Genomic DNA, 15392 nt, shown 5'->3' on the forward strand with positions numbered 1-15392 from the left:
GTCGGAGGGCGTCACCGCCCGCTGGTCGGTGATCCGCAACGGCGTGGACCTCTCCCACTTCCGCCCCGGCCGCGCCGACCGGGGCGGCGGGCGGACCGGGCTCGGCGCGGGCGGCGGCCGTGGGGGCGGCGAGGGCCGCGCACACGGCGGCGAACAGCGCCGTACGGGCGAGGATTCGGCGGTACATGGCCCGGGACGTTGGCGCAGCGCCTCGCGCCGGGTCAAGCACCGTCACCGGGCCGGCCGAAGACCGCAACCCGCCCGGGTGCGGCCTCGGCGTGGCGTACGGGTGCACCGGGGTCACGGCCGGCGGCGGTACGAGCCCACCCCGGCAAGGGTCAGCGGGCCGCCGGGCCGCTCCAGCCGGCCGGGACGTGGCCGAGCCGGACGCGCTGCGGGTGGTCGCCGACGGGGACGGAGACCCGTTTGGTCCCGGTGGCGAAGTCGATGGCGGTGACCCGGTCGGCGCCGCTCTCGGAGATCACGCAGGCGCTCCCGTCACCGTCGACGGTGGCCCAGTAGGGCTTCACGGCGGGCACCGGCGGCGCCTGGGTGAGCGTGGCCCGGTCCACGATCGTCGCGTAGTCGTCCATGGTTCCCGCGACGCAGAGCTTCGCGCCGTCGGGGCTCATGGACAGGCCGTGGTGACGGGAGTCGTTGACCCAGGTGGTGCGGTCGGTGCTGGTGGCGGGGTTGCCGGGCAGTTCCTTGATCCGGGTGATCCGGTCGGCGGCGACGTCGTACTCGATCACGCCGTTGAAGAACGACACCTGGAAGTAGAGCTTCGACTCGTCGGGGCTGAACGACATGGGCCGCACGGCGTCCGAGAGGTCGGGGCGGCCGAAGGCGTCGAGGCGCTCGCGCATGTCGATCACCCGGACGGTGCGGAAGGTCCGGGCGTCGACGATCGTGAGCTTCCGGTCGCCCTTCGTCCAGTCCAGCCAGGGCGCGTCGAGGGCTGAGGTGACGTCGCCGATGGAGCTGTTCCACAGGTAACGGCCGCCCTGCGTGAAGGTGTTCTCGTGCGGCTTGTCCCCGGTGGTGAAGGAGCCGACCTGCCGGCCCGTGGCGATGTCCAGCACGTGCACGGTGTTGGCGGTCGAGGCGGAGACGGCGACCCGGGTGCCGTCGGGTGACAGCGCCATGTGGTCGGCGCGGTATCCGGCGACGGGGAAACGCCAATTCACGCGGCCGGTGCGGACGTCGATGGAGACCACGTCGGCGAAGCTGGGCCGGGAGGCGACCACGGCGGAGCCGTCCGGCGTGGTGTACATGTCGTCGACGAACTGGTCGTGGCCTTCGCCCGCGGTGGCGCGGATGCCGAGGAAGAATCCGAGCTTCACGGGGTCGAGGTAGATCTCCCGCAGCCGCTCGGCCTTGTCGGGGATGACGTCGATCCGCCCGACCTTGGCGAGGTCGCCCGTGGAGGCCAGCACATCGGCGGTGCCTTCCCAGTTGTTCCCGACGAACAGCACCTCGCGCGGCGCCGAGCCGGACGCGTGGGCGGGTACGGGCGCGGGCGCGACGCCGAGCGTGGCCGCGGCCAGCACGCAGGCGGCGAGCAGGGTACGGGCGGGGAACCGGGGCATTCGCTCAACTCCATTACGGAAAGGCGCTGTTACCGGCCGGTAAAATAGGTGGAACGACGAAAGGGCGCAACCCCCGGGGGCGCGCCACTTGATGGAATCGGATCGGCTCGGGCGGTCGGGCGGACGGTCGGGGCGCCTTCAGGCGACGGACCCGATCCGCCCCACCACGGTGTTCGAACCCTCGCGGTGGATCGGTATCCGCGCGCCGGTCAGGGCGGCGCCGCTGCCGCCGCGGCGGTTGGCCACGATTTCGGCGGCGATGGACAGCGCGGTCTCCTCCGGGGAGCGGGCGCCGAGGTCCAGGCCGATGGGGGAACGCAGCCGGGCGAGTTCCAGTTCGCTCACGCCGACCTCGCGCAGGCGCCTGTTGCGGTCCTCGTGGGTCCTGCGGGAGCCCATGGCGCCGACGTAGGCGACGGGCAGCCTGAGGGCCGTCTCCAGCAGGGGCACGTCGAACTTGGCGTCGTGGGTGAGCACGCACAGGACGGTACGGGAGTCCACCTCCGTGGACTCCAGGTAGCGGTGCGGCCAGTCGACCACGATCTCGTCCGCCTCGGGGAAACGGTTCTTCGTGGCGAACACCGGCCGGGCGTCACACAGCGTGACGTGATAGCCGAGGAACTTGCCGATCCGTACCAGGGCGGAGGCGAAGTCGATGGCACCGAAGACGATCATTCTCGGGGGCGGCACGCTGGACTCGACGAGCACCCTCAGCGGCTCTCCGCAGAGCCGGCCGTCGGCGCCGATCTCCAGCACCCCGGTCTTCCCCGCGTCCAGCATGGCGCGGGTCTCCTCGACGATGGTGCGGTCCAGCTCGGGGTGGGCGCCGAAGCCGCCCTCGTACGAGCCGTCGCCGCGGACGACCACCGCGCGGCCCATCAGCTCCGCCGGGCCTTCGGCGATAAGGGCGACCGCCGCCGCCTCCCCACGGGCGGCGGCGGCCGGCACGGCCGCGAGCACCTCCCGTAGCGGAGAGCCCACGGGGACCGGGGTGACGAGGATGTCGATCACCCCGCCGCAGGTCAGACCCACGGCGAAGGCATCGTCGTCGCTGTAGCCGAAGCGCTCGGTGGCGCTCTCGCCGTCCTGGAGGGACTGCCGGCACAGCTCGTACACCGCGCCCTCCACGCATCCGCCGGACACCGAGCCGATCACCGTTCCCTCGCCGTCGACGGCGAGGGCGGCCCCGGGCTGCCGTGGGGCGCTGCCGCCGACCGCCACGACCGTGGCGACGGCGAAGTCACGACCCTGCTCGACCCACCGGTTGAGTTCTTCGGCGATGTCCAGCATGTTCGGCCTCCTCGGAGGGGTTCGGTTCCAGTATCGGACGCGTGGAGGGTCAGGTGGCGGTCATCGCCTGCCCTACTTGACGCCGAGCCATCCCTCGATGGGGTGCAGGGAGAAGAACACGACGAAGATCACGGTCAGCGCCCACATGAAGGCACCGATCTCGCGGGCCTTGCCCTGCGCGACCTTGATGGCCACGTAGGAGATCACACCGGCGGCGACACCGGCCGTGATCGAGTAGGTGAACGGCATGAGCACCACGGTCAGGAAGACCGGAATGGCGGTCGCGCTGTCGGCCCAGTCCACGTGGCGGGCGTTCTGCATCATCATCGCGCCGATGACGACCAGGGCCGCGGAGGCGACCTCACCCGGGACGATCTGCGTGATCGGGGTGAAGAAGAGGCAGGCGGCGAAGAAGAGGCCGGTCACGACGGAGGCGAGACCTGTGCGGGCCCCCTCGCCGACGCCGGTCGCGGACTCGACGAACACGGTCTGACCGGAGCCGCCCGCCAGACCACCGATGGCGCCACCGGCGCCGTCGATGAACAGGGCCTTGGACAGGCCCGGCATGCGGCCCTGGTCGTCGGCGAGCTTGGCCTCGGTGCCGACGCCGATGATGGTGGCCATCGCGTCGAAGAAACCGGCGAGGACGAGGGTGAAGACGATCATGCCGACCGTCATGACGCCGACGTCGCCCCAGCCGCCGAACTCGACCTTGCCGAAGAGCGAGAAGTCGGGCATGGAGATGGCGGAGCCGGACAGCTCGGGCGCGCCGTTCTTCCAGGCCTTCGGGTCGACGTTCGCCACGGCGTTGATGATCGCCGCGACCACCGTTCCGCCGACGATGCCGATCAGGATCGCGCCGGGGATCTTGCGGGCCTGGAGCATGAAGATGGCCAGCAGGGTCAGGCAGAAGACGAAGACGGGCCAGCCGGAGAGCTGACCGGCGGCGCCCAGGCTGACGGGGGGAGCGAACTCCGGGCCGTTGCCGACGAAGCCGGCCTTGTAGAGACCGATCAGGGCAACGAAGAGGCCGATGCCCATCGTGATGCCGTGCTTGAGCGCGAGCGGGATCGCGTTCATGATCATCTCGCGGAGGCCGGTGACGACCAGGAGACAGATCACGACGCCGTACATCACGCACATGCCCATGGCCTGCGGCCAGGTCATCTGCGGCGCCACCTGCGAGGACAGCACGCCCGACACCGACAGGCCGGCCGCGAGGGCGAGCGGCACCTTGCCGACGAAGCCCATGAGGAGCGTGGTCAGGGCCGCGGCGAAGGCCGTGGCCGTGATCAGGGCCTTCTGGCTCATGGTGTCTCCGGCGACGTCCTTGCCGGAGAGGATCAGCGGGTTGAGCAGGAGGATGTACGCCATGGCCATGAAGGTCGTGACGCCGCCACGAATCTCATTGCCGACGTTGGACCCTCTGTGGGTTATGTGAAAGTACCGGTCGAGCCAAGAACGCCCGGCGGGGGTACGAGAGCCGTCGCCGGCCTCATCCGCGGTGGTCTTGGGCTCCACAGACGACTGGGTCATGGTGCCTAACTCCCAAGGTTCAAAGGGGCACCCGCATGGGGATTGGAGATCGCGGGATTTGGGATGGTGCGTTGGCTGCACGACCCGGGGTGACGGCCCGAGGCGACGCGATGGTTACTGCGGTGTTGCGGGTACTGGGTACTGCGGGTACTGCGTGGGGGTGCCGCCGGTGGGGCGGGCCGCGAGCGGTGCGGTCCGAGGTGTTCCGGCTCGTACTCCGGGCGGTGCGGCTGGAAGTGTGACGTTCCCGATGTCACACCGCCCGGAGAGTCTGTGGGGGTCCGGGACCTCGCGGCCCCGGACCGTGCCGTCCTAGAGGGTGCCGGTGAGGGCTTCCGGGCGGATCGGCGTCTTGTTGAGCTCCAGACCGGTCGCCTGCCGGATCGCCGCGAGGACGGCCGGCGTGGACGAGAGGGTCGGGGCCTCGCCCATTCCGCGCAGGCCGTACGGCGCGTTCGGGTCGGCGAGCTCCAGGACGTCGACCGGGATGGTCGGGGTGTCGAGGATGGTCGGGATCAGGTAGTCCGTGAAGGAGGGGTTGCGCACCTTCGCGGTCTTCGGGTCCACGATGATCTCTTCCATGATCGCGACGCCCAGGCCCTGGGTGGTACCGCCCTGGATCTGGCCGACCACGGAGAGCATGTTCAGCGCCTTGCCGACGTCCTGGGCGGTGGCGAGCTCGATGACCTTGACGAGGCCGAGCTCGGTGTCCACCTCCACCACCGCGCGGTGCGCGGCGAAGGTGTACTGGACGTGTCCGTTGCCCTGGCCTGTCTTCAGGTCGAACGGGACGGTCGGCCGGTGCCGGAACTCCAGCTCCAGGTCGATCGCGTCCTCGCCCTCCAGGACGTCGGCGATGTCCGCGAGGACCTCGCCGCCGTCGGTGACCACCTTGCCGCCCTCCAGGAGCAGCTCGGCGGTCGCCCACGCGGGGTGGTAGGAGCCGTTCTTGCGGCGGCCGATCTCCAGGACGGCCTCGCGGACGGCCTGGCAGGTGTTCTTCACCGCGCCACCGGTCATGTACGTCTGCCGCGAGGCGGACGTGGACCCTGCGGAGCCGACCCGGGTGTCGGCCGGGTGGATGGTCACCTGCGTGACGCCCAGCTCCGTACGGGCGATCTGGGCGTGGACGGTGACGCCGCCCTGGCCGACCTCCGCCATGGCCGTGTGGACCATCGCGACGGGCTCGCCGTTGACGACCTCCAGGCGCACGCGGGCGGTGGAGTAGTCGTCGAAGCCCTCGGAGAAGCCGACGTTCTTGATGCCGACCGCGTAGCCGACGCCGCGGACGACGCCCTCGCCGTGGGTGGTGTTGGACAGGCCGCCCGGCAGGGCGCGGATGTCCGCGCCCTCCCCGGCCGTCTCCCACTGGCGCTCGGGCGGCAGCGGGCGGGACTTGACCCGGCGCAGCAGCTCGGCGACGGGGGCCGGGGAGTCCACGACCTGCCCGGTGGGCATGATCGTGCCCATCTCCATGGCGTTCAGCTGCCGGAACTCGACCGGGTCCATGCCCAGCTTCGCGGCGAGCTTGTCCATCTGGGCCTCGTACGCGAAGCAGGCCTGGACGGCGCCGAAGCCGCGCATCGCGCCGCAGGGCGGGTTGTTGGTGTAGAGGGCGATCGCCTCGATGTCCACGTCTTCGAGGACGTACGGGCCGACCGACAGGGAGGACGCGTTGCCCACGACCGCCGGGGAGGCCGACGCGTAGGCGCCGCCGTCCAGGACGATCCTGCACTTCATGTGCGTGAGCTTGCCGTCCTTGGTGGCCCCGTGCTCGTAGTGGAGCTTCGCCGGGTGGCGGTGCACGTGCCCGAAGAACGACTCGAACCGGTTGTAGACGATCTTGACCGGCTTGTTCGTGGCCAGGGCCAGGAGACAGGCGTGGATCTGCATCGAGATGTCCTCGCGACCGCCGAAGGCACCGCCGACGCCGGAGAGCGTCATGCGCACCTTGTCCTCGGGGAGACCGAGGACGGGGGCGATCTGCCTGAGGTCCGAGTGCAGCCACTGGGTGGCCACGTAGAGGTCGACACCGCCGTCCTCGGCGGGCACGGCCAGACCGGACTCCGGGCCGAGGAAGGCCTGGTCCTGCATGCCGAAGGTGTACTCGCCCTCGACGATGACGTCCGCGCGCTTGCGGGCCTCTTCCACGTTGCCGCGGACGATCGGCTGGCGGTGCACGATGTTCGGGTGCGGGACGTGGGCGCTGTGGTGGTCGTCGCGGCCCTCGTGGATCAGCGGCGCGTCGGGGGCGAGGGCGGAGGCCTCGTCCGTGACGAGCGGCAGCTCACGGTAGTCGATCTTGATCTTGGCGGCCGCCCGGCGGGCGGTCTCCGGGTGGTCGGCCGCCACGAGGGCGACCGGCTCACCGTGGTGACGGACGCGACCGTGGGCGAGGACCGGGGTGTCCTGGATCTCCAGGCCGTAGTTCTTCGTCTCGGCCGGCAGGTCGTCGTAGGTCAGCACGGAGTAGACGCCGGGCATGGCGAGCGCCTCGGAGATGTCGATGGAGACGATCTCGGCGTGGGCGACGGTGCTGCGCAGGGTCTGGCCCCACAGCATGTCCTCGTGCCACATGTCCGAGGAGTACGCGAACTCACCGGTGACCTTGAGGGTGCCGTCCGGGCGCAGGACGGACTCGCCGATGCCGCCCTTCGCGTGCTTCTGGCTGACGTTGGTCGGCGCGCCGGCCGGGACCGTGCGGGTGTTCTGCCCCATGGTCAGACCACCTCTTCCTGGCGGGCGGCCGCGAGGCGGACCGCGTCGAGGATCTTCTCGTAGCCCGTGCAGCGGCAGAGGTTGCCGGACAGGGCCTCGCGGATGTCCTGGTCGGACGGGGAGGGGTTCTCCTCCAGCAGCGCGTCGGCCTGGACCAGGAGGCCCGGGGTGCAGAAACCGCACTGGACGGCGCCCGCGTCGATGAACGCCTGCTGGACGGTGGAGAGCGGGGCGCCCTCGCCGGTCCGGGAGTCGGAACCCCGCGCGGACCACCGCTTGGCCTCGTCCAGGGCGACGCCCTTGTCGCCGCAGCCCCCGGGGGCGCAGGCGCCGCCGTGGCCGTGCTCCGCGCGCTGCTTGGCGAACTCCGCCAGCCCCTCGACGGTCACGACGTCGCGACCTTCCACCTGACCGGCGGCGACGAGACAGGAACAGACCGGCACGCCGTCGAGGCGGACGGTGCACGAGCCGCACTCGCCCTGCTCACAGGCGTTCTTCGAACCCGGCAGACCGAGGCGCTCGCGCAGGACGTACAGGAGGGACTCGCCCTCCCAGACGTCGTCCGCTTCCTGCTGCCGACCGTTGACGGTGAAATTGACACGCATGATTACGCAGCCCCTTCGAGCGGGCGGCCGTTTCCGGTACCGCGGTACTGCTCCCAGGTCCAGACGAGCTGCCGGCGAGCCATGATGCCGACGGCGTGCCGGCGGTACTTCGCCGTACCCCGGACGTCGTCGATCGGGTTGGCCGCCCCGGCCGCGAGTTCACCGAACTGCTTGGCGATCGACGGGGTGATGACCTTGCCGGACTCCCAGAAGCCGCCCTCTTCGAGCGCGGCGTTCAGGAACTCCTCGGCGACCTTCGCGCGGATCGGGGTCGGCGCCGCCGATCCGATGCCGGTGCGGACCGTACGGGTCCGCGGGTGCAGGGCCAGGCCGAAGGCGCAGACGGCGATGACCATCGCGTTGCGGGACCCGACCTTGGAGTACTGCTGGGGGCCGTCCGCCTTCTGGATGTGAACGGTCTTGATGAGCTCGTCGGGGGCCAGCGCGTTGCGCTTGACGCCGGTGTAGAAGGCGTCGATCGGGATCAGACGGGACCCGCGTACGGACTCCACCTCGACCTCCACGCCGGCCGCGAGCAGCGCGGGGTGGGCGTCACCGGCCGGCGAGGCGGTACCGAGGTTGCCGCCCACGCCTCCGCGGTTGCGGATCTGCGGGGACGCGACCGTGTGCGAGGCGAGCGCGAGGCCGGGCAGCTCCGTACGGAGGTTCTCCATGATCTGCGTGTACGTGACGGAAGCGCCCAGACGCACCACGTCCTCGCCGACCTCCCACTCGCCCAGCCGGGCGACGCGGTTCAGGTCGAGGAGGTACTCCGGCCGACGGTGGTCGAAGTTGATCTCGACCATGACGTCGGTGCCACCCGCGATCGGCACGGCTGTGGGGTACTCGGCCTTGGCGGCGAGTGCCTCCTCCCAGCTTGCGGGGCGAAGGAAGTCCATGAGCGGCTCTCTTCATTCGTTCGTCGTGTCGTTCACTTCAAGCCAGGCGACCCAGGGGACCCTCGACCGGTCGTTCACGTGTTGTTAACGCGGTGTGGAGCCAGTACACCGGCCGCGCGTCCTTCGGGTGCAGTCACCGAAACCATGAAGGAGTTGGCTGACGACCTCCCTCGTCTTGTAGATTCGTATGAAAGGCAGGATGCGACGACCTGCCCGATTTCCAACGGCAACATCGAGACAGATCGGCGGCGACATCATGCGGCTGCGCGCACTGCTGGAAACCGAGGCGCTGGGGCTGCGGCTGCTGGGCGGCGAGGAAGAACTCGACCGGACGGTCCGCGGGGTCATGACGACCGACCTGAGGGATCCCAGCCGATACCTCTCCGGAGGCGAACTTGTCCTGACCGGCCTCGCGTGGCGAAGAAATTCAGCCGACTCCGAGCCTTTCGTACGAATCCTTGCGAGCGCGGGGGTCGCCGGGCTCGCCGCCGGCGAGGCGGAACTGGGGGACATCCCCGACGATCTGGTTTCGGCCTGTCTGCGCAACCGGCTCCCCCTGTTCGCGGTGAACGAGGACGTTGCGTTCGCGACGATCACGGAATACGTGGTGCGCCAGGTTTCCGGCGAACGCGCCGGAGACCTGGCGGCGGTCGTGGACCGGCACCGCCGCCTGATGACATCGGGTCCGGCCGGTGGCGGCCCCGACGTGGTGCTGGATCTGCTCACCACGGACCTCGATCTCCGGGCCTGGGTGCTCTCCCCCACCGGCCGGCAGATCGCCGGGGCGGGCGAGCCGCTGACGCCGGGCGTCTGCGCGACGCTTGCGAGCGAGCACCTCGCGGCGGTCCGGACGGGCCGCAGGGGACCCCACCGGATCTCGCTCCAGGGTATTACCTACTCGCTGTTTCCGATCAGGGGACACGGCCGCGCACCGGGCGCCGTCACGCGCGACGTTCGCGAAAGCGTTCTCTCCGACTGGCTGCTCGCCGTCGAGGCCGACGCCGGCGACTGGCCCGCCGAGCGGCTCGACCTGCTCCAGGGCGTCACCCAGCTGATCGCCGTCGAGCGGGACCGGCGGGACGCGGCCCGCACGGTGCGTCGCCGCCTGGCCCAGGAGGTGCTGGAGCTGGTCCAGACGGGTGCCCCGCCGGCCGAGATCGCCGCCCGCCTGCGGGTGGCCGCGCCGGTGCTGCTGCCGGGGCTGGGCGCCGCCCCGCACTGGCAGGTGGTCGTGGCCCGGGTCGACTGGGACAACGGGGACATCGCCGGGGGCCCGGTCGCGCAGTCGCTGCTGGAGGAGATCCTGGTCGACCCGTCGCTGTCGGGGCCGGAGCCGTCCGACCGGATCGCGGTGGCCCATGCGGGTGACGAGGCCATCGCCCTCGTACCGCTGCCCGCGCTGCCCGGGGAGCCCGGGGAGGAGAAGGGTCCCGACGCGGCGCTCCACGCCGACGAGCTGCTGGCGACCGTACGGGAGCCCCTTGCGGCCGGACTGGCCGACGACGGGCGGCTCACGCTGGGCGTCAGCGCGGCCGTGCACTCCGCCGAGGGGTTGCGCGGGGCGCTGGAAGAGGCCCGGCACGCACGCCGCGTCGCCGCCGCCCGCCCGGGGCGGGTGTGCGCCGCGGGCCACCACGAGCTCGCCTCGCACGTCCTGCTGCTGCCCTTCGTCCCGGACGACGTCCGGCGCGCCTTCACGGCGCGGCTGTTGGACCCGCTGCGGGACTACGACCGCCGGCACCGGGCCGAGCTGATCCCGACCCTGGAGGCCTTCCTCGACTGCGACGGCTCATGGACCCGGTGCGCGACCCGGTTGCACCTGCACGTCAACACGCTGCGCTACCGGGTCGGGCGAATCGAGCAGTTGACGGCGCGTGACCTCTCCCGGCTGGAGGACAAGCTGGACTTCTTCCTGGCGCTGCGCATGAGCTGAGCCGCCACACGGCCGTACACGCGGTCGTCGCCCGGCCGGCAGCGGCTCGTATCCGGCCGTCGCCGGGGCGGCACCGTGGAAAACGCGCCAGGGGCGGGTGGGTGACGGCTGACGAGCCGTCCGGACTTTGTGAAAGAGTTCACCCGACCCCTTGGCCGGAGCCGTGGATTCGTGCTCTCATTTCGCCCCAGGGCTCCACGACGTGCTGCTCGATTGCTTTGGGGAGGGCAATGTGGCGGACACCGCCATGTCCGGTGCGGGATCCACGGGGGGAGAAGACCCCCTCCAGCGGGCGATATGGCGGCTGCGCTCGCGCGGCTGTTGGACGGACGCGGCGGCCCTGCTGACGCCGCACGCGGGCAACGCGCGGGCGGCCGTTCAGCGGGCCGCGCTGCTGGTCGAGCGGTGCCTGTTCACGGGCCAGGGCTGGGCCGAGGCGGAGGACGCCCTGCGTATCGCGGAGGCGGTGGCCCAGGGCGACGAGGAGCGGGGCGCGGCGGCGTGTGAGCGGGGCCAACTGGCCTACGCCGCGACGGTGCTCGGCGTGCGCGACCGGGCGGACGAGGCCCGTTCGGCGCTGGGTCGGGCGGCGGCGCTGCTGTCGCCCGGGTCCCGGAGCCGTCCGCTGTTGGACTTCCGGCGGGGCCTGGTCGCCGAGCACCTGGCGGACGCCCCGGAGGCGGCCCGCCCGGCCTACCACCGGGCCCACGCGGGGGCCGCGGCGCAAGGGGACACCCTGCTGCTGTCCTTCACGTGGCGCCACCTGGCGGCGCTTGCCCTGCGGGACGGCGAGGTGGCGGAGGCCCGGGAGGGCTTCGCGGAGTCCCTGCGCATCCGTGAGGAACTCGGCTTCCTGATCGGCACGGCCCCCGCCCTCGCGGCCCTGGCCGAAGCCGAACCGGAACCGGAAGCGACCCGCCTGCGCGCGGAGGCCCGCCGCCTGTTCCACCTCTTGGGCGGCATCCCCACCTGGCTGGCCGACCAACTCCACCCCAGCCCGGCCTGACCCCCCGCCACCGACGCCTGCGGCACCGGCCGCGCCACCCGCCCGGGCAGGAGGCGGCCCCTCCGCCCCGGCCGACCCAATCCAACCCCGCCGGCGATCGAGGCGCAGGACCCGGGGCGCAGCCCCGAAAACCCGGCGCAGCCAGAGCCGCTCAACGAACCAACCCGGCCGGGCACGAGGCGGCCCCTCCGCCCCGGCCGACCCAATCCAGCCCCGCCGGCGATCGAGGCGGGGCGCCGGAGGGGGTGTCAGTCGGCCGTCCCCACGAAATGTTCCCGTACCAGGGACTCCACCGCTCCCACCTCCCCCGCGATCAACGCCTCCAGCAGCGCCGCGTGCTCCGCCGCGTCCGCCACCAGCTCCGCCTGCCGAACCCGCGGGGCCCCCGGCAGCGGCAGCATCGCCCGCCGGTGCAGCTCCTCCGTCAACCGCACGAGCTGGTCATTGCCCGCCAGTGAGAGCACCGCCCGGTGGAACGCCCGGTCCGCCTCCCCGTAGGCCGCGAGGTCACCGGCCCGCGCCGCCTCTCCCGTGGCCGCGGCGGCCGGCCGCAACCGGGCCCAGGCGGACGCCGGCACGTCCCGCGCCAGCCTCAGCATCACCGGTACCTCCAACAGCGCCCGCACCTCCGCCAGCTCCGCCAGCGCCTGCGGGCTGCGGCTCAGCACCCGGAACCCCCGGTTCGGGAGGCATTCCACCGCCCCTTCCAGCGCCAACTGCTGCATCGCCTCGCGCACGGGCGTCGGGGACACCCCGAACCGCTCGCCCAGAGCCGGCCCCGAGTAGATCTCGCCGGGCACCAGCTCTCCGTCGACCAGCGCGGCGCGCAATGCGTCCAGGACCTGGCCGCGCACCGAATGGCGGCGCACCTTCTGCGCGGGAATCGTCTCCCGGACCGCCTCGGGGGCCCGGTCCGGGGCCGTCTCCGGGGCCGCCTCCCGGGGCGTCTCGTCCGACACCCGGTCATGGGCCGTTTCGTGCACTCGGTCCTCCTCCGGGGTCTCGACCTGCTCCGACTGCTCCGATCCGAGAATAGGCGACACGGTCGGCCCTCCCCTCGACGCGCCGCCCTGGCTGATCGAGTAAGGTAAGGCTTACCTCTGACGATCAGCGATCGGTGTGCCGCCATGCCCCTTCCGACCTCGGCCGTCACTGCCGCCTACCGACGCCTCGCCGAGGTCTGCCCCTCCGTGGAGATCGGCGAGTTCGCCCCCCAGGAGCCGCTGCCCCGCGGGGCGGGGTGGATCGGCGCCGACGAGCTCGCGGCCGGCGGCCCCGCCCTCGACGCCTACCTCGCCTGGGACGCCGCCCAGGTGCTCCGGGACTACGGCCGCCCCGGCCGACCCGATGTCGTCGCCGGCTTCGGCTTCCACCGCTACGCCTGGCCGGCCTGCCTGCTCGTGACCGTGCCGTGGTTCCTGCACCGCCGCGTTCCCCGCCCGGCCCGGGTGGCGTTCCACCGCGAGCACGGCCGTCTCGGCGTCGAGATCGACGGTTTCGCCTGCCTCCCCGACGATCCGGCGGCCGTCCTCCCGGGAGCCCGGGTCGTACCCGACGAGGACGCCCTGCGCCGAGAGGTGCGGGACGCCGTGGCCGCACACCTCGGCCCCGTGCTGGAAGGTTTCGGCCCCCGGATGCGGCGCGGTCGGCGCGCGCTGTGGGGGATGGTGACCGACGAGGTGGTCGAGGGCCTCTGGTACGCCGGGCAACTGCTCGGCGAGGAGGAGCGGGCCCGGGCCGAGTTGGAGGCACTGCTGCCGGGCTCGACCGCCCCGTACCCCGGGGGCGCGGGCTTCCGTACGCTCACCGGTCCCGACGGCGCACCGCTGCCCACCCGCGACCGCGCCGGGTGCTGCCTCTTCTACACCATCCGGCCCGAGGACACCTGTCTGACCTGTCCCCGCACCTGTGACGCGTCCCGCGTCACCCGCCTCACGGCGACGGCCTGACCCTCGCGGCCCGCCCGGCGCCGGCGGGGCCGGGCGCAAACCCACCCATGCGGGTGACCTTCATTCGAACTCAAACCCGCTCGCACGCACGCCAGTTCGTATCACAACACCCTATCCGGCGTGCGCCACCCCCCGAAGGCGTCCACTTGGCCCGAAACCCGCGTGCGCGACCGACCGGCTGCGCCACTATGGCGCCCGGAAAGCCGCATACGCGAGGCAAGGACATCCGCATGAGACTGACCGACATATCGCTGGACTGGCTGCTGCCCGGCGGCCTGTTGATCCTGGGCGTACTTGCGGCAGTGGCGGTACTGGCCCGGGGCAAGCGCGAGAGCGAGAAGGCAGCGGCCGAGGACACCTGGGAGCGCAGCGAGGAGCGGCGGCGGCGCAAGGAAGCCGTCTACGGCACCGCCTCCTACGTGCTGCTGTTCTGCTGTGCGGCCGTCGCCGCCGCCCTCTCCTTCCACGGGCTGGTCGGCTTCGGCCGGCAGAACCTGAACCTCTCCGGGGGCTGGGAGTACCTCGTCCCCTTCGGCCTCGACGGCGCCGCGATGTTCTGCTCGGTGCTCGCGGTCCGCGAGGCGAGCCACGGCGACGCGGCGCTCGGCTCGCGCATGCTGGTCTGGCTGTTCGCGGGCGCGGCGGCCTGGTTCAACTGGGTGCACGCGCCCCGCGGCAGCGGCCACGACGGCGCCCCCCAGTTCTTCGCCGGGATGTCGCTCTCCGCGGCCGTCCTCTTCGACCGGGCCCTCAAGCAGACGCGCCGGGCGGCGCTGCGCGAACAGGGTCTGATCCCGAGGCCGTTGCCGCAGATCCGGATGGTCCGCTGGATGCGGGCGCCCCGCGAGACCTTCGGCGCGTGGTCGCTCATGCTGCTGGAGGGGGTCCGCACCCTCGACGAGGCCGTGGACGAAGTGCGCGAGGACAAGCGCGAGAAGGAGCAGGACCGGCACCGCAGGCGCGACCAGAACCGGCTCGACCGGGCGCGCATCAAGGCGCTGGGCCGGCAGAACAGGGCGTTCGGGCGTTCGCGCGGTCGCCAGGTCGAACTGCCGGGGCTGGTCCCCGGGTCGGGCTCCGCGCCGGTCGGCGCGGAGCCGGCCATATCGGAAGCGGAGCAGTTGCCCCTGCGACGCCGGCCCTCCCTGCAAGCCGTGACCGGAACCGAATCGGCTGATCCGGCCGGTCCGCGCACGGTCGACCTGACCGCAGAGGACGACACCCAGACGATTCCCCGGCTCGATTCGTTGGAGCGCAAACTCAAGGATCTGGAGCAACAGTTCGGCTGATCGCACACACCGGGGCCGGTCCGGACGCCCGCGCGCCCGGACCGGCGCTCAGGCGTCGAGTTCGAACCAGACCACCTTGCCCGCTCCCGGGGCGAGCGCGTCCACGCCCCAGTCGTCGGCCAGCGCCTGCACCAGGACCAGTCCCCTGCCGTGCGTACCGTCGTCGGCGGACGGTACGTACGGCCGGGGCCGGCGGGCGGCGTAGTCGCGGACCTCGACCCGCAGCCGGGCTTCGTCGATGGACGCGCACACCTCCGCGCCCTGTTCGGTGTGGACGAGGGCGTTGGTGACGAGTTCGGTGATCAACAGTTCCGCCACCTCGGTGGCGTCCGCCCGACACCGGTGGCGCATCAACTCCCGCAGCGATCTGCGCACATCCCCCACGGCCTTGAGATCCGCCCGGCGTACGCTGTGGACGATCTCCGGCACGTCCCTCGCCTCGCCGCCCTCGGCGGACGGTTCGCGCGGCACCGGCCGCCCTCTCCTCCACTGCTTTCCGGTCTTCGCCCCCACCCGCACGGCGATGTACCTCCCCCGTCTTCGCCTCTCCGAATGGACCCGTACTCTCGAACAGGTCT

12 protein-coding genes and 1 pseudogene are annotated in these 15392 nt (G+C 72.0%); 4 read left to right on the forward strand and 9 right to left on the reverse strand.

All coding sequences use genetic code 11. The features are described from left to right. From E6R62_RS29885 to E6R62_RS29915, 7 genes and pseudogenes are all read right to left on the reverse strand, one after another. Positions 1–187: pseudogene (locus E6R62_RS29885) on the reverse strand (hypothetical protein); the annotation flags it as partial. Between the two features lie 151 nt (positions 188–338). Beyond that, positions 339–1589, reverse strand: coding sequence for a YncE family protein (locus E6R62_RS29890; protein ID WP_240801987.1), 1251 nt, complete (start codon positions 1587–1589; stop codon positions 339–341). 138 nt (positions 1590–1727) lie between these two features. Beyond that, positions 1728–2879: an XdhC/CoxI family protein gene (locus E6R62_RS29895; RefSeq protein WP_136216617.1), complete on the reverse strand. Its 1152-nt coding sequence runs from the start codon at positions 2877–2879 to the stop codon at positions 1728–1730. 72 nt (positions 2880–2951) lie between these two features. Next, positions 2952–4415: an NCS2 family permease gene (locus E6R62_RS29900; protein WP_136216618.1), complete on the reverse strand. Its 1464-nt coding sequence runs from the start codon at positions 4413–4415 to the stop codon at positions 2952–2954. Positions 4416–4727: 312 nt separating this feature from the next. Then, the gene (locus E6R62_RS29905) at positions 4728–7133 is read right to left on the reverse strand and encodes a xanthine dehydrogenase family protein molybdopterin-binding subunit (RefSeq protein ID WP_136216619.1); all 2406 of its coding nucleotides are present in this window, start codon (positions 7131–7133) and stop codon (positions 4728–4730) included. Between the two features lie 2 nt (positions 7134–7135). Continuing rightward, positions 7136–7738: a (2Fe-2S)-binding protein gene (locus E6R62_RS29910; protein WP_136216620.1), complete on the reverse strand. Its 603-nt coding sequence runs from the start codon at positions 7736–7738 to the stop codon at positions 7136–7138. A 2-nt stretch (positions 7739–7740) separates the two neighbouring features. Next, the gene (locus tag E6R62_RS29915; RefSeq protein ID WP_136216621.1) at positions 7741–8637 is read right to left on the reverse strand and encodes a xanthine dehydrogenase family protein subunit M; all 897 of its coding nucleotides are present in this window, start codon (positions 8635–8637) and stop codon (positions 7741–7743) included. A 256-nt stretch (positions 8638–8893) separates the two neighbouring features. On the opposite strand from E6R62_RS29915, the gene E6R62_RS29920 reads away from it, so the two are divergent. Together E6R62_RS29920 and E6R62_RS29925 are read left to right on the forward strand one after the other, a co-directional pair. Further along, positions 8894–10570 (forward strand): PucR family transcriptional regulator ligand-binding domain-containing protein, encoded by a 1677-nt coding sequence (locus E6R62_RS29920; protein WP_136216622.1) that lies wholly within the window; start codon positions 8894–8896, stop codon positions 10568–10570. A 232-nt stretch (positions 10571–10802) separates the two neighbouring features. Then, positions 10803–11576: a hypothetical protein gene (locus E6R62_RS29925; protein ID WP_136216623.1), complete on the forward strand. Its 774-nt coding sequence runs from the start codon at positions 10803–10805 to the stop codon at positions 11574–11576. 248 nt (positions 11577–11824) lie between these two features. Here E6R62_RS29925 and E6R62_RS29930 read toward each other — a convergent pair whose 3' ends face one another. Further along, the gene (locus E6R62_RS29930; RefSeq protein ID WP_240801989.1) at positions 11825–12460 is read right to left on the reverse strand and encodes a GntR family transcriptional regulator; all 636 of its coding nucleotides are present in this window, start codon (positions 12458–12460) and stop codon (positions 11825–11827) included. Positions 12461–12703: 243 nt separating this feature from the next. Here E6R62_RS29930 and E6R62_RS29935 point away from each other — a divergent pair, with 243 nt between their 5' ends. Together E6R62_RS29935 and E6R62_RS29940 are read left to right on the forward strand one after the other, a co-directional pair. Beyond that, positions 12704–13525 carry a (2Fe-2S)-binding protein gene (locus E6R62_RS29935; protein WP_136216624.1) on the forward strand — a complete coding sequence of 274 codons (822 nt, stop codon included), beginning with the start codon at positions 12704–12706 and terminating at the stop codon, positions 13523–13525. Positions 13526–13755: 230 nt separating this feature from the next. Further along, positions 13756–14814 (forward strand): DUF2637 domain-containing protein, encoded by a 1059-nt coding sequence (locus E6R62_RS29940; RefSeq protein WP_136216625.1) that lies wholly within the window; start codon positions 13756–13758, stop codon positions 14812–14814. Positions 14815–14862: 48 nt separating this feature from the next. On the opposite strand, the gene E6R62_RS29945 is transcribed toward E6R62_RS29940, so the two are convergent. After that, complete coding sequence (locus E6R62_RS29945; protein WP_136216626.1) at positions 14863–15285, reverse strand: ATP-binding protein; 423 nt, start codon at positions 15283–15285, stop codon at positions 14863–14865. Positions 15286–15392 lie beyond the last annotated feature (107 nt).

The sequence above is a fragment of the Streptomyces sp. A1136 genome (assembly GCF_004795055.1).
Lineage (GTDB): Bacteria > Actinomycetota > Actinomycetes > Streptomycetales > Streptomycetaceae > Streptomyces.

Bases quoted from the DNA above. Each gene is read 5' to 3' on its own strand.
- E6R62_RS29895 (WP_136216617.1), bottom strand. From the start codon at position 2,879: ATGCTGGACATCGCCGAAGAACTCAACCGGTGGGTCGAGCAGGGTCGT.
- E6R62_RS29910 (WP_136216620.1), bottom strand. From the start codon at position 7,738: ATGCGTGTCAATTTCACCGTCAACGGTCGGCAGCAGGAAGCGGACGAC.
- E6R62_RS29915 (WP_136216621.1), bottom strand. From the start codon at position 8,637: ATGGACTTCCTTCGCCCCGCAAGCTGGGAGGAGGCACTCGCCGCCAAG.
- E6R62_RS29935 (WP_136216624.1), top strand. From the start codon at position 12,704: ATGCCCCTTCCGACCTCGGCCGTCACTGCCGCCTACCGACGCCTCGCC.
- E6R62_RS29890 (WP_240801987.1), bottom strand. From the start codon at position 1,589: ATGCCCCGGTTCCCCGCCCGTACCCTGCTCGCCGCCTGCGTGCTGGCC.
- E6R62_RS29940 (WP_136216625.1), top strand. From the start codon at position 13,756: ATGAGACTGACCGACATATCGCTGGACTGGCTGCTGCCCGGCGGCCTG.
- E6R62_RS29905 (WP_136216619.1), bottom strand. From the start codon at position 7,133: ATGGGGCAGAACACCCGCACGGTCCCGGCCGGCGCGCCGACCAACGTC.
- E6R62_RS29920 (WP_136216622.1), top strand. From the start codon at position 8,894: ATGCGGCTGCGCGCACTGCTGGAAACCGAGGCGCTGGGGCTGCGGCTG.
- E6R62_RS29900 (WP_136216618.1), bottom strand. From the start codon at position 4,415: ATGACCCAGTCGTCTGTGGAGCCCAAGACCACCGCGGATGAGGCCGGC.